General features: G+C 60.0%; 13 protein-coding genes and 1 tRNA gene. 5 read left to right on the top strand and 9 right to left on the bottom strand.

Annotation, left to right across the window (positions count from 1 at the left end; translation table 11 throughout):
* Nucleotides 1-85: 85 nt before the first annotated feature.
* From JIN78_RS03020 to JIN78_RS03010, 3 genes are all read right to left on the bottom strand, one after another.
* The gene (locus JIN78_RS03020) at nt 86-1,048 is read right to left on the bottom strand and encodes an alpha/beta hydrolase (protein WP_200390456.1); all 963 of its coding nucleotides are present in this window, start codon (nt 1,046-1,048) and stop codon (nt 86-88) included.
* A complete protein-coding gene (locus JIN78_RS03015) occupies nt 1,042-3,183 on the bottom strand; it encodes a TonB-dependent siderophore receptor (protein ID WP_200390455.1) in 2,142 nt (713 codons plus the stop codon). The genes JIN78_RS03020 and JIN78_RS03015 overlap by 7 nt, the downstream gene beginning before the upstream one ends.
* A 334-nt stretch (nt 3,184-3,517) precedes the next feature.
* Nucleotides 3,518-3,594 (bottom strand) — tRNA-Thr (locus tag JIN78_RS03010).
* A 159-nt stretch (nt 3,595-3,753) separates the two neighbouring features.
* Here JIN78_RS03010 and JIN78_RS03005 point away from each other — a divergent pair.
* The 4 genes from JIN78_RS03005 (at nt 3,754) to JIN78_RS02990 (ending at nt 9,068) form a co-directional block, all read left to right on the top strand.
* A complete protein-coding gene (locus JIN78_RS03005; protein WP_200390454.1) occupies nt 3,754-4,446 on the top strand; it encodes a hypothetical protein in 693 nt (230 codons plus the stop codon).
* A gap of 126 nt (nt 4,447-4,572) precedes the next feature.
* The gene (locus tag JIN78_RS03000; protein WP_200390453.1) at nt 4,573-7,926 is read left to right on the top strand and encodes a PVC-type heme-binding CxxCH protein; all 3,354 of its coding nucleotides are present in this window, start codon (nt 4,573-4,575) and stop codon (nt 7,924-7,926) included.
* A gap of 69 nt (nt 7,927-7,995) precedes the next feature.
* Nucleotides 7,996-8,643, top strand: a complete 648-nt coding sequence (locus tag JIN78_RS02995) for a histidine phosphatase family protein (protein WP_200390452.1) — start codon at nt 7,996-7,998, stop codon at nt 8,641-8,643.
* Complete coding sequence (locus JIN78_RS02990; protein WP_200390451.1) at nt 8,643-9,068, top strand: YchJ family protein; 426 nt, start codon at nt 8,643-8,645, stop codon at nt 9,066-9,068. Before JIN78_RS02995 ends, JIN78_RS02990 begins: the two co-directional genes overlap by 1 nt.
* A gap of 2 nt (nt 9,069-9,070) precedes the next feature.
* On the opposite strand, the gene JIN78_RS02985 is transcribed toward JIN78_RS02990, so the two are convergent.
* The 4 genes from JIN78_RS02985 to rpsN form a co-directional block, all read right to left on the bottom strand.
* Nucleotides 9,071-11,062: a sulfatase-like hydrolase/transferase gene (locus tag JIN78_RS02985; protein WP_200390450.1), complete on the bottom strand. Its 1,992-nt coding sequence runs from the start codon at nt 11,060-11,062 to the stop codon at nt 9,071-9,073.
* 155 nt (nt 11,063-11,217) lie between these two features.
* Entirely contained in the window at nt 11,218-12,621 is a 1,404-nt protein-coding gene (locus JIN78_RS02980) for a hemolysin family protein (protein WP_200390449.1), read from the bottom strand.
* Nucleotides 12,618-12,878, bottom strand: coding sequence for an FmdB family zinc ribbon protein (locus tag JIN78_RS02975; RefSeq protein ID WP_200390448.1), 261 nt, complete (start codon nt 12,876-12,878; stop codon nt 12,618-12,620). Before JIN78_RS02975 ends, JIN78_RS02980 begins: the two co-directional genes overlap by 4 nt.
* A gap of 65 nt (nt 12,879-12,943) precedes the next feature.
* Nucleotides 12,944-13,213 (bottom strand): 30S ribosomal protein S14, encoded by a 270-nt coding sequence (gene rpsN, locus JIN78_RS02970; RefSeq protein ID WP_200390447.1) that lies wholly within the window; start codon nt 13,211-13,213, stop codon nt 12,944-12,946.
* A 132-nt stretch (nt 13,214-13,345) separates the two neighbouring features.
* On the opposite strand from rpsN, the gene JIN78_RS02965 reads away from it, so the two are divergent.
* Nucleotides 13,346-13,765: a DUF5069 domain-containing protein gene (locus JIN78_RS02965; RefSeq protein ID WP_200390446.1), complete on the top strand. Its 420-nt coding sequence runs from the start codon at nt 13,346-13,348 to the stop codon at nt 13,763-13,765.
* Nucleotides 13,766-13,774: 9 nt separating this feature from the next.
* On the opposite strand, the gene JIN78_RS02960 is transcribed toward JIN78_RS02965, so the two are convergent.
* The gene (locus JIN78_RS02960) at nt 13,775-15,166 is read right to left on the bottom strand and encodes a PP2C family protein-serine/threonine phosphatase (protein WP_234037763.1); all 1,392 of its coding nucleotides are present in this window, start codon (nt 15,164-15,166) and stop codon (nt 13,775-13,777) included.
* A gap of 14 nt (nt 15,167-15,180) precedes the next feature.
* Nucleotides 15,181-15,729, bottom strand: a complete 549-nt coding sequence (locus tag JIN78_RS02955) for an STAS domain-containing protein (RefSeq protein WP_200390444.1) — start codon at nt 15,727-15,729, stop codon at nt 15,181-15,183.
* Between the last annotated feature and the right edge of the window lie 49 nt (nt 15,730-15,778).

The raw sequence follows: 15,778 nt of genomic DNA, 5'->3' as shown, positions 1-15,778 counted from the left end.
TCCTGCGCATCAGTCCCCTAGACTGCCTCTGCAGAAGGACAGGCCGCGTGTGCCGCGCTGCCCGCCGGGGTATGCTATTCAGCGGTCACTCCTTTTCGCCAGCCTCTTGGGGAGGAAAAAGGAAGGGCAAGGCGCGGCTGAGTGACATGGGGATTGCGGACTTATGGCTCTCGCCTGCGAAACTCGCATACTCCACCTCGAAGCCAGAATGGTCGAGGTCGTCGAGACGCCAGAAGAGCTCGCGCGCATTGTCGACCATCCGGCGGCTGGTGACTTTCAGCCGGTGCTCTTCACGGGCATCCTCGTCCGCCCAGTTCGTCTCCACCCGCGTCAGGGATTGCTCGCCCTCGCCCACGGTCAGGAGCAGACGGGCGGCGGCGGGTTGGGCGCGAAAGGCCTTTTCCTGCTCTAGAATCGAGCGGCCATTCCACCAGATGGAGGGGCTGCCCGCCACGTAGGTGTGGAAGGAGTCGGGTGCGGTGAAGAGAGTGTGCAAGACGAAGACCCCACCGAAGCCATTGCCGACGAGAGCCTGCTGGCTCGGGTCGACAGGGTAGCGTTTCTCGATTTCGGGCTTCAGCTCGTCCTCGATAAAGGCCCGCAGCCGGGCGGCCCCGCCGTATTCCCTCGGGGGGTAGGGCTGGCCATTGCGGTAGGTCTCCGGCTGGCTGGTGGGCTCCGCCTCAGGGGTGTATTCGTAGTCCCGCTGCGAGTCCCCAACGTAGCCAATACCGACGATGATTCCGGAGGAGATACCGTTATGCTTCCGCAGCTTGGCCGTGCCGGCCTGCACCCGATAGAGGGAGGACGCGAGCGGAAAAAGAGCATTGCCATCCAGGAGATAGGCGACCGGAAAGCCCCCGGCAGGGGCCTCTTCCTCCGGGAGAGAGACCATGATGCGGTATTCTGTGCCGGATGCGGCCACCATTTCCCACTGCACGCAGCCGGGCTGCTGATAGGGCTGCGCGGGGGCGTCGTCCTGCCCGAGGACGGACCCGGAGAAGGTGCTCAAGGAGAGTAGAGTAGAGATGAGAAGGGACTTTACCATGTGTAGTTGAGGTTGAGATTGATTTGGCGAGCAGGACCGTAGTTCGCGGAGGTCGCGGTCTCGGCCTTGGCGACGTAATCCTTGTCCGTGAGGTTGCTACCGGTGAGGGAGAGGCGCGCGCCCTCCAGCGAGTCGGAGAGCTGGCCCAGGTCGTAGCGCAGGCCGGCATCCAGGAGAGTGTAGGAGGGAAGCTCGTAGAGGTTGCCATTGTCCCCTGCCCGGGATGAGACATGCCGCACCCCGACGCCCAGGCCCAAGCCAGCAAAGGCTCCCTCGCGGCACTCGTAGTCCAGCCAGAGGGAGGCCGACCAATCGGGCACGCTAGCAAAATCGTTGCCCTCGTTGCCGTCATTGTCTTCGGTGATTTCCGCATCCAGATAGGCCAGGCCTCCGATGGCGGTCAGGCCGGGAAGAAGCTCCACCTTGCCCTCGAACTCCACCCCGCGGATGGTGACTTCCCCGGTTTGCTCCTGATAGGTGGGGTCGTCATTGTCCCGGGTGAGGAGGTTGCTCTGCTCGAGATCGAAGTAGGAGAGCGTGAAAAGCCCGGGCCAAGCCTGCGGCTCATACTTCACCCCCACCTCGAACTGCCGCCCCTCGGAGGGATCGAAGGCGGAGCCATCAGCATCGGTGCCCGCAAGGGGCTCGAAGGAGGTGGCATAGCTGAGATAGGGAGAGAACCCGCTCTCAAAGCGATGGAGCAAGCCCGTCTGCCAGGTGAAGCTCTCGTCCTCGGTCACGAGGGCGTCGTCGGTGAGACGATTACGGAGATTGGTGGTGGTATCATCCCAGCGAGCCCCCGCGGAGAGGTGCCAGCCCTGCCATTGCAGCTGATCCTGCAGGTAGAAGCCCCGCTGATAGGAAACGGTTTCCTGGCTGACCTGGGTGCGAAAGGCGCCGGAGACCCCGCTATAGACCGGGTCGTAGACGTTAATCGCGGCCACGGAATTGGAGCCGCTCCGCTCGTGATCCCACTCGGTGCGCAGGTAGTCGAACCCCACGGAGGCCTCGTGCTCAACCGGCCCGGTGGAAAAGTCAGCCCGCAGACGGGAATCGATGGTCAAGCTCTGGGCATCACCCGCCCCCTCGACAGCCCGACGAGCCATCATCCCCGTCGCATCCGGGGCCGTGCGACCCGCCACCACACTCTGATAGAGGGTATCGACGGAGGTGTAGCGCGCATTTTGCTGGAAAGAGAAGACCTCGCTGAAGCGGTGATCGAACTCATAGCCCACCGCGAATTGCTCGCGGTCGTAGGTATTGAAGTCCGGCTCCCCGATAAAGTTCTCGCGGTCGATTCTTCCCAAAGGAGTGGCAAACAAAGTGCCCTCCACAGGCAGGAACTGATAGGTGTCTCCCCCTTGATCCTTCTGATAGCTCGTGAGCAGCGTGAGGGAAGTATCCGCCCCGATGGTCCAGGTGAGGCTGGGGGCCAGATAGATGCGCTCCAGGTCGGTGTGATCGACCTGGCTCTCCCCTTCGCGGTAGAGTCCGGCAACACGATAGAGCAGCGTGCCCTGGTCATCGAGCGCACCCGTGACATCCGCGCTCAGCTGCCAGGTGTCAAAGGAACCATACTGGGTCGAGAAGCTGCGCTGGCTCTCCCGCTGGGGGCGTTTGCTCACCATATTGACCAGTCCGCCGGGCGCCACCTGCCCGAAGAGGACCGAAGCCGGGCCCTTCAAGACCTCGACCTGCTCGAGCCCGAAGACATCAAACTGCGTCGTGGTCCACTGCCCCCCAGTGGGGACGCGCAAGCCGTCCAAATAAGTATTGGAGGTGAAGCCCCCGGCCTCAAACCCCCGGATCATGATGTCATCGATGCGGCTGTCCACGCCGCCCACCCCGGTCAAGACCCCCGGCACATAGGCCACCGACTCCTGGACGCTCTGCGCACCCCGGCGCTCCAGCTCTTCGCGCGTGACCACCGATATCGAGCGTGGATTCTCTATCAGTGGCACAAGAGACTTCGTGGTCGTCGGCGAGGAGGCGGGATTGACGAGAGAAGCATTTTCCGCAGCGACCACCACGCTATCGGACAAAGTATCATTGGTTTGGGCGAGAAGACTCCCCCCCAATCCCCAAGCAACAACCAGCGGCGAAGTCAGGGAACGACGATCGAAAGACAATTTCATAACAAGGCGCGTGGACGAGAGAGCAACACTCTCGGCCGTCCCTCGTCACTTTTCCTAACGAGCGAACGAATTAAACATTAGCAATCCCGGCAAAGACAGTTAGCAATCCACGGCAACTGACTCAAAGGGATGAATTTAACGAAGAAATAGCCTGATCAGTTAGCGATGAAATGACATTTTGCCGCAACGAGCCGCTAGTCGCACTCTGCAAAGCGACAAGATTTCCCCGAAAACTCTGATTGGCTGTTGGTTCTCACGTTCACCCCGCTGGCAGACTTTAAAGAGTGGGGTGGAAGACTTCCTCATCAACAAGGGAGGAATCCCGAGAAAAAAATGGAGCCGGCTATCGGATTCGAACCGATGACCCTCCGATTACAAGTCGGATGCTCTACCAACTGAAGCTAAGCCGGCCATTTCCCAAAGCGGCAATTTCCGTTCGGGGCGGGGAGTATGCCTCTTGCCCCTGATGAGGCAAGACCAAAGCGCGCCTTTTTAGCAAAAGTTTTTTTCCTTCGCTAAGGGGATGCAGGATTGACCCCCGGGGGCGTCTCGATCAGGAAAGAGCTGCCGATGCCCGACTCCACTCTCCGCCCCAGTCATTTGCGCGAAGCCCTCCGTTTGGGTTGGGGAGGGGCGAAGAGCAACTTGCTCCCGGGGGCCTTGTTGTGGACGGTGGGGTTGGTTCTGGTGATCGCTTATTATCAATCCCCGGTGGTGGCGCAGACCTTCGATCACATCGGCATTTGGAAGAACCGCTACTCCCCTTGGTTTGCGATGGTGTCGACCGCGCTGTTTGGCAGCCTCATCCCCTGGCTGGCCCAGCTGGCCTTTTTGCCCCGGGAACGGAGGATGCCCTTCCGGCAGGTTCCCTGGCTGTTTCTTTTTTGGGCCCTGCACGGTTGGCAGGTGGACAAACTCTATGAGCTGCAGGCTCACGTCTTTGGCAATGCCATTGATGCCGCGACCATTGTTCGCAAGACCCTGGTGGACCAGTTTGTGTGGGTTCCCCTTCTGGCCGTGCCCCAGGTCTTGCTGAGCTATCTCTTCATCGAACATGGGCTCTCAGGGAAGCGGTTTGGCGAGGCCCTGCGGCGAAAGAGCTATTGGGAAAGGGCGATTCCCCTCATGATCGCCAACTGGGTGGTGTGGGTGCCCTCCGTTTCTTTGGTTTACCTGTTTCCCTTACCTTTGCAGTTGCCGCTGATGAACCTCATCCTGGCCCTCTGGTGCCTCATCATCAGCTTCTTTGCGAAGAATGGCTGATTGGCCAACCCTGCGCTACGCGCTTCCTCCAGACGGGGCCTGCTCTTGCCTGTGCCGGATATCGTCAAGGCGTTGCCGAGTTTTCTGAAATTTACTTTGTCAATCCTTCGTAGCAAAATTTCTCTTATGTTAACTCAAACGCTGATCACGCTCTTGGGGCTCTCGGGAGTCGCTTGGGCCCAAACGGATGCCCGTTATGTGCGGGTGGAGTTGCCGGGCAAAAGCCGGACGCTCACTCTCGCGGAAGTCGAAATTTTTTCCCAAGGGAAGAACATTGCAAGCACGGGCAAGGCCACCCAATCCTCGACCTCCCACGACGGGGTGGCGAGCCGGGCCCTCGATGGCAACAAGGCCTCTCAATACGCCAGAGGCGGCCAGACCCACACTCGCATAGGCGAAAGCAATCCTTGGTGGGAGGTGGACCTCGGCCGGGAAGCGGCGATCGATCGCATCGCGATCTGGAACCGCCACGAGGAAGCGCTGGGCAGTCGTCTCGAGAACGCGCGGGTAATCCTCCTGGATGAGCAGCGCCAGGAAGTCGCGCGCCACGGCAATCTGACAGCGCCGGAGTCGAGTGTTTGGATCGACTATACCAAGGAAGGTCAGGTGAGCTATCGCTCGGCCGATGGACAAGTCCAAGAGGTGGTCATCGTGCCTGCCGACTATCGCGACCCGGCTCCTTTTCAATTTCAAAAAGGAGACACCATCGCCATTCTCGGCAATGGCCTCGCCGACCGTATGCAACATGACGGCTGGACGGAGACTCTCATTCAGGCCGCCAGCCCTGGCCGCGAGCTGAAGTTCCGCAACATGAGCGTGAGCGGGGATCGGCTGAACAACTACCCTCGTTCCAAGGGATTCACTCCCATGGACAAGTATCTCCAACAGGTAAAGGCCGATGTGGTGTGGGCGATGTTTGGCTACAACGAATCCTTCGACACCAGCCCGGAAGACTACGGGGCCCAGCTTGACGCCTTTGTGGCAAAAACGCGCAAGGCCCGCCCGAATGGAGAGAGCTTTCCTCGTATCGTGCTTTTCAGCCCTATCGCTCACGAGAATCTCAACACCCGGAATCTTCCCGATGGCAAGGCCAACAACAAGCGGCTGCTGGCTCTGACTGAAGCGACCCGCCAGGCGGCCGAGCGCAATGGCGTGGCTTTCGTTGATCTCTTCAACCCCACCCTCAGGCTGTATGCCGACTCCAGTGAGCCACTGACTCTCAATGGAATTCATCTCAACAGCTTTGGCAACAAGCAAGTGGGCGAGGTGATTGCCAGTGCCCTCCTCCAGCAGGAAGTGACCGCCACAGAGGAGCACGAAGCGGTTCGGCAAGCAGTCCTCGACAAAAACTGGCATTGGCACAACCGCTACCGGGCGACCGATGGCAACGACATCTGGGGCAGCCGGGGCGGATTGCAATTCGTGGATGGTCAAACCAACCGCGACGTCTTGGAACACGAGCTGACAATACTGGATGTGACCACAGCTAATCGCGATAAACGCGTCTGGGCCCGGGCAGCAGGCCGCGACCTTCAGGTCGATGATTCCAATGCCCCCAAGCCGATTCCGGTCGTTTCCAACGTGGGAGGAGGCTCGCGGAGCTCGAGTGCCGAGAAAGAAGGAAGCCTGAACTATCTCGACGGAGAAAAAGCGATCGAGAAGATGCACTACCCGGAAGGCTTCGAGGTGAACCTCTTTGCCGATGAAAAGAAATTCCCGCAGCTGGCCAATCCGGTGCAGATGCAAGTGGATGGCAAGGGACGGCTCTGGGCCGCAGCCTGGCCCACCTACCCCAAGTGGGAGCCGCTGAAGGAGATGAACGATGCTCTCCTCATCTTTGAAGATCACGACAAAGATGGCGTGGCCGACGAAGTGAAGGAATTCGCCAAGGTGCACAACCCCCTTGGCTTTGAGTTCTGGAATGGCGGAGTGATTGTGACCAGCCAACCCGACATTCTCTTCCTGAAAGACACCGATGGCGATGATGTCGCCGATGTGCGCTACGTGCTCATGCAGGGCATTGGCTCCTCCGATACCCACCACGCCGCCAACAACCTCATCTTTGGCCCCGACGGAGGGATCTACTGGCAAAGTGGGATCTTCCTCCAGCACAACCACGAAACTCCATGGGGGCCCAACCTGGCGACCGGAGCAGCCGGGATGTATCGCTTTGATCCCCGGCGCTACACGGTATCATTTGTGGCCAACAACGGCCCCAACCCACATGGCACCAGCTTTGACCAATGGGGCTACCTTTACGCCAACGATGGAACCGGCGGGCGCTCCTACCAAGTCCGACCCCATGGGGAAGGCTTCCGGATGTTTCCACTGGTAACCAAAGAAGTGCGCCCGGTTTCGGCTGATGCCATCATTTCCAGCACTCACTTCCCGGAGGAGATGCAGCAGAACTTCATCCTGTGCAACACCATCGGCTACCTCGGCTTGAAGCAATACAAGCTGCATCGCGAGGGCTACCCGGAGAAAAATTACGGCTTTGGCGAAGTCTGGGGCACGCCCACCGACGAGCTCCTCTACAGCGAGGACGGCAACTTCCGCCCCACCGACGCGGTCTTTGGGGAAGACGGGGCCCTCTACATCTCCGACTGGCACAACGTCATCATCGGCCACATGCAGCACAATGTGCGCGACCCCAACCGGGATAAAAAGCACGGCCGCATCTACCGCATGACCTACCCCAGCCGAGAGCTGCAGAAACCCGTCAAGATCGATGGAGCCAGCCTCGCGGAGCTCTTGGAGAACTTCAAGCACCCCGACATGAATGTGCGCCACCGCACTCGGGTGGAGTTGAGCGAACGCGACACCGAGGAGGTCATCGCAGCCACCCGCAGCTGGGTGCAACAATTCGACCCGACGGTGGCCGAAAACGGCATCCCTCTGCTGGAAGCCCTCTGGACCTACCAGCAACACAATGTGCGTGACGAAGAACTGCTGGAAGTGGTTCTGCGCTCGGCGGATCCTCATGTGCAGGAGGGAGCCAGGATGGTTGCCCATTGGTGGGGACCGGCCGATCCCGCCAAGGGCCAGCAACACATCGAAGAAGAAGAAGAGATGGTGGTGGTAAAAGGCGGCATCCTCTCCGATACCCCCGAACTAACCACCATTCAGATCAACACGGTGGTGGAGAAGCTCCAATTCGACGTGAGCGAGCTGACTCTTGAAGCGGGCAAAGCCATCAAGCTCACCTTGGCCAACCCGGACTTCATGCCCCACAATCTGGTCATTGTGAAACCCGGCACGGCGGATTCAGTCGCTAATGCCGCCATCGCCTTGGGAGCAGACGGCTTCAAAGCCCACTTCGTCCCCGAGAGCGACGACGTTCTGTATGCCACCAAGCTGCTGGGCAACAAGGAAATAGAGACCCTGGAATTCACCGCTCCCAGTGAACCGGGCGATTACCCCTTCGTCTGCACCTTCCCCGGCCACGCCCAGATCATGCGCGGTATTTTGCATGTGAAGTGACCTGGCAGTGACTTCGGATCATTCCGCAGTCGATCTTTTCCCTTCATGGGGTTAGACGGCTGCGGACTGATGACCGAACTCTACCTCATTCGCCACGGCGAAACGGAATGGAATCGCGCGGGATTGTGGCAAGGCCATGAGGACTCGCCACTGACGGAAAACGGCGTGGAGCAAGCGCAGAGCCTGGGGGCCCGCTTTGCCCAGGAGGAATTGCACTTCGACGCCATCTACTCCTCTGACCTCGGGAGGGCCTACCGCACCTGCGAGTATCTCGTCGAGCCCTTGGGACAGCGAGGCGACATCAAGATCGAAACCGATCTCCGGGAGCGCGCCCTCGGCAACTTGCAGGGCCTGACCTTTGCCCAAATCGAAGCCGAGCATCCGGAGGACGCCGTGCTCCATGCCTCGGGCGATCCCCACTATGCGCCGGAAGGCGGGGAATCCTGGGCCGACACCTTTGCCCGCGCCTCCGCCGCCCTGCGCCGCATCGTGCGCCGCCACGACGGCCAACGGGTGCTCGCCGTCTCCCACGGAGGGGTGATCGGCATGGCCCTGCGCGATGCCCTCGGGCTGAACTTGCTCCCCCCCCGCCGCTTCCAACTGCCCAATACAGCAGTGAACATTTTCCAATTTGCGGATCACAATTGGACCCTGCGGACGTGGGGTGATACCGCCCATCTCAAGAACGTCACAGTCCTCGACGAAGTGGTGAAGTAATGGCTGGCGCAGAATATCATCCCCGGCCACGCGACCTGGAACCCTGCCCTTGCAACCGCGAGCGCAGTTACCTGGAGTGCTGCCGCCCCTTTCACAAGAACCGCAAAACCCCGGCCACAGCCGAGGAACTGATGCGCTCGCGCTACAGCGCCTACTTCTTCCGCCTCGTCGACTATCTCGTCGCCACCACCCACCCCGACAAACGGGAAAAAAATCTCGCCCGGGAGCTGGCCCGGACCATCGACCAGCCCCGCTGGCAAGGGCTCACCATCCTCGGGGGCTCCAAGGGCGGTCCCGCCGACAAGACCGGCAAAGTGGAATTCGTGGCCAGCTATCGCATCGACGGCGAAGAGGGAGAGCTGCACGAGCACTCCCGCTTCCGCCGCTACAAAGGCAAATGGATGTATCTCGACGGGAAAGGCTGAGCCTATTCCGCCGCTCGCAGGGAAAATGTCTCCAAGCCCGTGAAGTCTCCTCCGGGGGCTTTCACCTGCAATGCCAGCGGCTCTCCCTCCCGGGGGTCCCGCACCAAGACCCGGATGGGATGCCAACCCACCCCGAGGGTGATCGCCTCCTCCCCGCTAGTTACTCCACTGGCCAAAACCCGGCATTCGTGGACAAAGAGCATGCTCTCGCTCCCCCCGGAGGCCCGGAAGTGATAAACGCCCTCCTCTTCAACCCGGAAGTAACCCTGCAGCAGAAGACCATCGGCCGCGAGGGCCTTTTCCGGAAGAGAAGGCTCGCTCAGGCGGCGCGACCCAGCCGGGCTCATCTTGCGAAAGTCGGGCAACCAAGGCCAATCTCCCGCGAACCAGGAACAGGTCAAGCCGGGCTCCCCGGAGGGAGCCGCAGCCAAGGCCGGGATGGGGGCCCCGTCGTAAGGCCGCTTGGCCGAGGCATTGGGACGGCGCTGCCGGAGCGCGGCCGCCTTCATGCGGGGCTGGAGCTCCTCACCCAGCGCGGTGGCGGCTAGATTTTTCCGCTCCCCGGGGTCCTCCTCCACGTCGTAGATCTCGAAGTCGTCCTGCGCGGAGCTCACGTCATAGCGAATTCCCTTGTAGCCATCGACAAAGACGACCTGCATTTGACCGCGCCTGCGCTGGCGTTTTTCCTCCGGAAAGTCCGGATAGCCCGGAGTCTTGCCGCGATTGAGGTATTCCATGTAGGGCGCGGGGTGAGCCCCTTCCGGCTGGGAAGCAGCCAAAAGAGCAGGCAAAAGGCTCGCCCCATCGCTGAAGGCGGGGGCGGGAAGGTCGGCCGCCTCGGCAAAGGTCGCCAACCAATCCCACTGTCCCGAGGGGGTGCGCATGGGCTCGCCGGCAGGAATCTTGCCCGGCCAGCGCACGATGGTGGGCTCGCGCAGGCCGCCCTCCCAAGTGTCGCGCTTGATCCCGGTCATCCGCCCATAGCCTTGGAAAAAGGTAGGGTCAAAGGTCTCCCGAAGATAGGACTCGCGGGAGGGGCCATTATCGGAGGAAAAGATAATGAGGGTCTCCTCCTGCAAGCCCAAGTCGTCGATAAGCTGCACCACGTCGCCGGTGGCTTGATCGATACGGCGAACGAGATTGGCATAGCGTTTCTGCACATTGGGCCAAGGCTGCTCCGCAGTCTCCGCATTGTTATCGTGGTCCCAAGTCGCCTCCGCCACCGCAGGATGCAGATAACTGTCCTGACCTCCCCGGGCGGTGTTGATCATCTTCCCAGGTTGCCCGGTCCATTGCAAACCACCTTCCAACCCGGCTCCCTCCGGAAAAGGACAAGGCGGATTGTCGAGAACGGCGTGCGGAGTGTCGTAGGAGAGAAAGAGAAAGAAGGGCTGCTCCTGGTTCTCACTGACGTGATCCACGATCCACTTTTTGGCCCGCGCGGCGAACAAGTCCGTCGTGTAGCAGAGGTCCAGCTCCTCGGAAATCTCGCGCCCGTTTTCCCAAACCTCCTTGGCCTTCTCCTTGGGATAATGCTGGTGACCGTCGCGGTGGCGGACATAGCCGAAGAAAAAATCAAAACCCCGCCGGGTGGGATAGGACTCCCAATCCGCCTCTTGGGAATCCTCCGGACGCTTGCCTTGCAACCCCCATTTGCCAATCGCGGCGGTGGCATAGCCCGCCTCTTGCAAAACGGAACCCACCGTCCAGGTATCGGGAAGAGCCTTGTCGAACTGATTGTCCCGGACCGTGGCATGACCTTGGGTGAGCCCGGTCAGAAAGGAAGCCCGCGAAGGCGCACAAACGGGCGCCGAGCAATAATGCCGGGTGAGCATGCGGCCCTCCCCCGCCAATTGGTCCAGCGCGGGCGTTTCAAAATAGGGCACACTGCGGTCCTTCCGCGCCGCGCGCTCATTCTGGTGAAAGACGCCCACATCGCCATATCCCAAATCATCACACAGAATGTAGACAATATGAGGTGGCTTTGCGGCCAAGGGAAGAGAAGCGAAAGCCCCGCAAAACAGCGGAACAAAGGAAAACCAGCGCGAAGTCGAACCGTTTAAGACAGCCATGCCCTATGTAGCCCGACTCAAGGGGCAAAATTACAACGAACAGCAAAAGAAGACGGTTTTTCTGTCAACTCCCGGCCTCAGGCCAGCGAGCCGACCTCCTCGGCGAGGTCCTTATCGGAGAGCCGCCGCAGATGAACCTGCCCCACCCGCCGACCATCCGTGCTGGTCACTTTGGCCTCAAAGTCGTCAATGCGAAGAATCTCGCCTGGTTCCGGCAAACGGCCAAGCTGTTGGGTGATGTAGCCGCCGATGGTAGTGACCTCCCCGGCGTCCAGCTCGAAACCCGCAAAAATCGTTTCCAGCTCGTTTACGCTGAAGGAGCCTTCCACGACAAATTCCTCCTCGTTGACCTGGGTGTAGCCCGCCTCCTCGTTGTCGAACTCATCCTGAATGTCGCCGACGAGCTCTTCCATAATGTTGTCCATGAAGACCAGACCCGCCGGATCACCGTATTCATCGACCACCATGGCAAGGTGGGCTCGTTCCTTGAGGAAAAACTCCAGCAAGCCATCGAGGGGCATGGTCTCGGGCACCACCTTCAGCTCCCGCTTGATTTTGAGGAGATCGGGGGCCTCATCACCGACCAGCTTGAGGATGTCCTTGATATGAATCAGGCCCACCGTGTTGTCGAAGTGCCCGCGCACGAGAGGAAAGCGGGTGTGCTTGGTGCGAATGGCCAGAGCGAGGTTGTCTTCGAAGGTTTTTTCCAGGTCCAAGGCGACAGCCTCGCTGCGGGGCAACATCACCTCCCGAACCAACATATCGTTGAGTTCAAGGGCATTGATGAGAATCTGTTTCTCCGTCTTGGTCACCTCTTCCGATTCGCCGCTTTCATGCACGAGGAGAGCGAGCTCTTCCGAGCTGTGGACCTCGCTCTCGTCTGCCGGATCGAGCCGGAAAATCCACTTGAGCAGGCGGTTGGAGGTGCCTTGGAGAAAGTAAATGGCCGGCCAGCTGCAAAAGTAGAAGAAATTGAGAGGGGGGGCGAGGAGCAGAGTGGACTCGAGCGGCTTGCGAATGGCCACCGACTTGGGGAGCAGCTCACCCACCACGACGTGGAGAAAAGTAAAGGAAATCAGGGCAATGAAGAAGGAGGTGCCGCTGATGAGGTTTTCGGGAAACCAAGGCAACATCTTGAGGCTGGGCCCGATCAGAGAAGCCACGAAGGGCTCGGCAATGAAGCCCAGGGCGAGGGAAGCCAAGGTGATGCCCAATTGATTGGCAGAGAGATAACCGTCCAGATTGCCAACCACCTTTTCGGCAGTCGGAAAGGGCTTGCCCTTGAGCTTGCCGGCCGCTTCCACCTGGCTGGGACGCACCTTGACGATGGCAAACTCCGAAGCCACGAAGAAGGCGTTGGCTAAGAGAAGCAGGGTGATCAAAAAGAGCGCCCACAGGGATTCTCCCAAGGACGGGTAATGTTCGGACACTTCCGCCGTGGCAGAAGCGAGGACGAAGCCTAGCTCGAGGGTTCCATTCACAGCTTCTCAAAAACTCCCTCATCGCGCTTCTGGAGCACGGTAAAGCCCGCCTTCTTGGCATCGGTGGGAGAGAAAGGCTTGGTAATCGTGGGCGTATTAACCCGGCTGATCACCTTGCGAACGGGATTTTTGCAAGAGAGGCAGAACTCCAAGGGAGGACGTTCCACCGGTCTCCGCAACTCGAAGCCCTTCGAACAGATACGACAACTCTTCTCCGGGTTGTCCGGCTCTGCAGAAAGGTATTCGTAGATAGGCATCAGGGGACGGAAGGGACGGGTTGTTCGCAATCCCTTTCCGAAAAACTATAACAGTCGGGAGGAAATTACCAGCTCGACTTGGTCACGCCGGGAATCATTCCAGCAGAAGCCAATTCGCGGAAGGTAATCCGGGACATCTTGAAGCGACGGAGGTAGGCGCGGCGACGTCCGGTGATCTCGCAACGGTTGACGAGGCGAGTCGGGCTTGCGTCACGGGGAAGCATGGAAAGACCGACGTAGTCTTTCTCTTTCTTCAGTTGGTGACGGAGATCAGCATAGCGGGCGACAGTCTTCGCCTTGCGCTCGTTTCGGGCTTTCCAGCATTTTCTAGCCATGGGGGCGGAGGAGATAAGGGTTTTCGCGATGATTTCAAGCCGTTTTTACCGTGCCAGCGCATTTTTTTCCGATTTTCGGCCAAAAGGCCTTCTTTCTTGCCGATAAGAGCCCCTTTTCGCCATTCTCGCGCCATGCCCGACACCTATCCTTGTTCGCCACGAGAGGAACTCGATGGCCTGCCCTATTTCCCCCGCCTCTGCGGAAAGATCCGCCTCTTTGCAGCCGGCGAACTGCACCCCGATCTCCATGCCAATCTCGGCAAAGGCATGGACCTGTGGACTTGCCAGTTTCTCGGGGTTTCCTATGAAACAATTCGCGACCATGTCCTCGCCGGAGCCAGCGATGACGACGCTCTCGCCCACGCGCGCGCTGTTGGCAAGGAGCGGAGCCCGGAAGAATTGGCCTGGTTCCGCGCTTACCTCCTCACCCGCGGTTTCCGCGACGACTTGGCGGAGAAGCTGGCCAGCCGCCTGGCGGAATTGAATCGCCCGGACACCAGCCATTTGCTCACCTTCTGCGATTATATCGATGCGGACGAAGGCCGCTTGTGAAGCCATCCGCTAGACCCGTTCAATCGCGACCAGAGTGATGTCATCAAACTGGTCGCGGCTACCGGCAAACTTGCGCAGCTCCTCGGGCAACTGCTCCACCACCCCTTCCGCACCCTCGCTGGCGAGGGCGGCAAAACGCTTGATGAGCCGGTCTTTGCCAAATTCCTGCCCCTTGGCATTCTCAGCCTCATTGACCCCATCGGTGTAGAATAAGAGAACATCGCCCGATGCGAGCTCGATCTCCATCTCCTTGAGCACGCGCTCGAAGACCGCCCCGCGATCAATCCCAAGCGCCAATCCACCGGGCTTCAGCCGCTCCACCTCGCCAGTGCTCTTTCGATAGAGCAAAGGAGCATCGTGACCAGCCCGAGCCAAGGTGACCTTGCCGGAGCCATTCTCCAGAACGGCATAGGCCGAACTCACAAACATATCCTCCCGCACATCGGAAAAAATCTGTCGATTCAGAGCCGAGAGAGCGGCCGCCGGGCCGTCGGAGACCACCGCGTGGGCCCGCAGGGCGCTGCGGCAGCTTGCCATCACCAAGCCGGCGGCCACGCCCTTGCCGGAGACATCAGCAATGACCACCCCATGACGATTCCCCGGCAGATCCACGAAGTCAAAATAGTCCCCACTGATAAGACGGGCCGCGAAATTCACTCCCCGCACGCGGTAGCCCGGCCAATCGGGGTTGCCATCGGGAAGGAGCACCTTTTGCACCTCCTGCGCGGTGCGGAGTTCGTCATCCAGCCGACGCTTCTCCTGCACCTCCTTGTGGAGAAGAGCATTGCCCAAGCCGAATGCCGATTGCTCAGCGGCCGAGCGAAAGACATCCCAATCGTTGTTGGAAAACTTTTCGGTCGCGCGCACGGCTACCAGAATAGCAAAGACCTTGCCCGCATGAGCCAGAGGCACGCCAAAAAAGTCACTCACCCCCGCAGGCAAGGCCGCCTCCCCCGCCCCCCAGCGGATTCCAGCCTCGTGCGCCACCACCTGGTCGAGAAACTCCCCCTTGCGGTCAACCCGCCCCAGGCGCAGCCATTTGGTAACGGCCTCCTCTCCCTCTGCCCGCACCTTGGCCGGAACCGTGATCAGGGGCGGACAGGAATCAGTAAGATGCCCGGGGGCGAATTGCTCCTCATGGACCAGATAGAGCACCGCGCCATCCGCCGCCACCACCTCTTCGATACCATTCACAATGGTTCGGTAGAGATGGGCCAAGGACCGCTCTTGCGCGATGGATTCCCCCAGATGGTGGAGGAAGTCGAACATCCGGTTCTCCTCGGCACCAAAAGCTTCCAGCTCCTCCTCGCGAGCCCGCAAGCGATGGCGCAGGACAAGAATCGGAATCAGCAAAACCGCCAAGCCGACCAGCAACCCCCACTCCAGACTGGTCATCGTCATCGCCACGGCGGCAGTCAGCTCGCCCTACGGGCCGCGCTCTCTTTTTCCAGGATTTCCAAGACCGCGTCAAATTTGGCGTGATTCCGCCCATCGACTTCACAGAGCTTGCGATGGGCTTCAAGAACTTCATCGGCAGCGGCAGCCTGATGCTGCTTGCCCGTCCAAGGAGTCAATCCCCCCCGAATTTCGTCCAACTTCCCGACCCATTTCGAGCCGCCGTCCTCACCCTCCAGCGTCATGAGGGCATCCAAGCCCAGATCGACCAGAGAATCACGATTGCGCTCGGACAAGCCGACAATGAACATATCGGCCCCGCACTCCATCAGGCGCCCGGCCAAACCAGCCAACGTGCCCATGAAGGTGGAGTCCATGCCGGAGCAAACCTCCAAATCCACCACCACATCCTCGCAACCGCCCTTCCTGAGATACTGGTCCACGTATTCTTTAAGGCGAGGGCTACTCATGAAGTTACCCTTGCCCTCCACGCGAACCCACTGGGAATCCCCAGTTTCGCCCACAGCTATGGAATCAGATTTCGCCACGCGTTCGAGAGTCGTCACCATTTGTGAAGGAGTTCACGCAAGGTAAGGAATTTCTCCCTTGCCGTCAATC

This window comes from Roseibacillus ishigakijimensis (assembly GCF_016595415.1).
In the GTDB taxonomy this organism is placed as follows: domain Bacteria; phylum Verrucomicrobiota; class Verrucomicrobiia; order Verrucomicrobiales; family Akkermansiaceae; genus Roseibacillus; species Roseibacillus ishigakijimensis.
The sequence above is the reverse complement of the archived record's forward strand: the minus strand, read 5'-3'. Positions and strand labels throughout refer to the sequence as shown.

Bases quoted from the DNA above. Each gene is read 5' to 3' on its own strand.
- JIN78_RS03020 (WP_200390456.1), bottom strand. From the start codon at position 1,048: ATGGTAAAGTCCCTTCTCATCTCTACTCTACTCTCCTTGAGCACCTTC.
- JIN78_RS03015 (WP_200390455.1), bottom strand. From the start codon at position 3,183: ATGAAATTGTCTTTCGATCGTCGTTCCCTGACTTCGCCGCTGGTTGTT.
- JIN78_RS03005 (WP_200390454.1), top strand. From the start codon at position 3,754: ATGCCCGACTCCACTCTCCGCCCCAGTCATTTGCGCGAAGCCCTCCGT.
- JIN78_RS03000 (WP_200390453.1), top strand. From the start codon at position 4,573: ATGTTAACTCAAACGCTGATCACGCTCTTGGGGCTCTCGGGAGTCGCT.
- JIN78_RS02995 (WP_200390452.1), top strand. From the start codon at position 7,996: ATGACCGAACTCTACCTCATTCGCCACGGCGAAACGGAATGGAATCGC.
- JIN78_RS02990 (WP_200390451.1), top strand. From the start codon at position 8,643: ATGGCTGGCGCAGAATATCATCCCCGGCCACGCGACCTGGAACCCTGC.
- JIN78_RS02975 (WP_200390448.1), bottom strand. From the start codon at position 12,878: ATGCCTATCTACGAATACCTTTCTGCAGAGCCGGACAACCCGGAGAAG.
- rpsN (WP_200390447.1), bottom strand. From the start codon at position 13,213: ATGGCTAGAAAATGCTGGAAAGCCCGAAACGAGCGCAAGGCGAAGACT.
- JIN78_RS02965 (WP_200390446.1), top strand. From the start codon at position 13,346: ATGCCCGACACCTATCCTTGTTCGCCACGAGAGGAACTCGATGGCCTG.
- JIN78_RS02960 (WP_234037763.1), bottom strand. From the start codon at position 15,166: ATGACGATGACCAGTCTGGAGTGGGGGTTGCTGGTCGGCTTGGCGGTT.
- JIN78_RS02955 (WP_200390444.1), bottom strand. From the start codon at position 15,729: ATGGTGACGACTCTCGAACGCGTGGCGAAATCTGATTCCATAGCTGTG.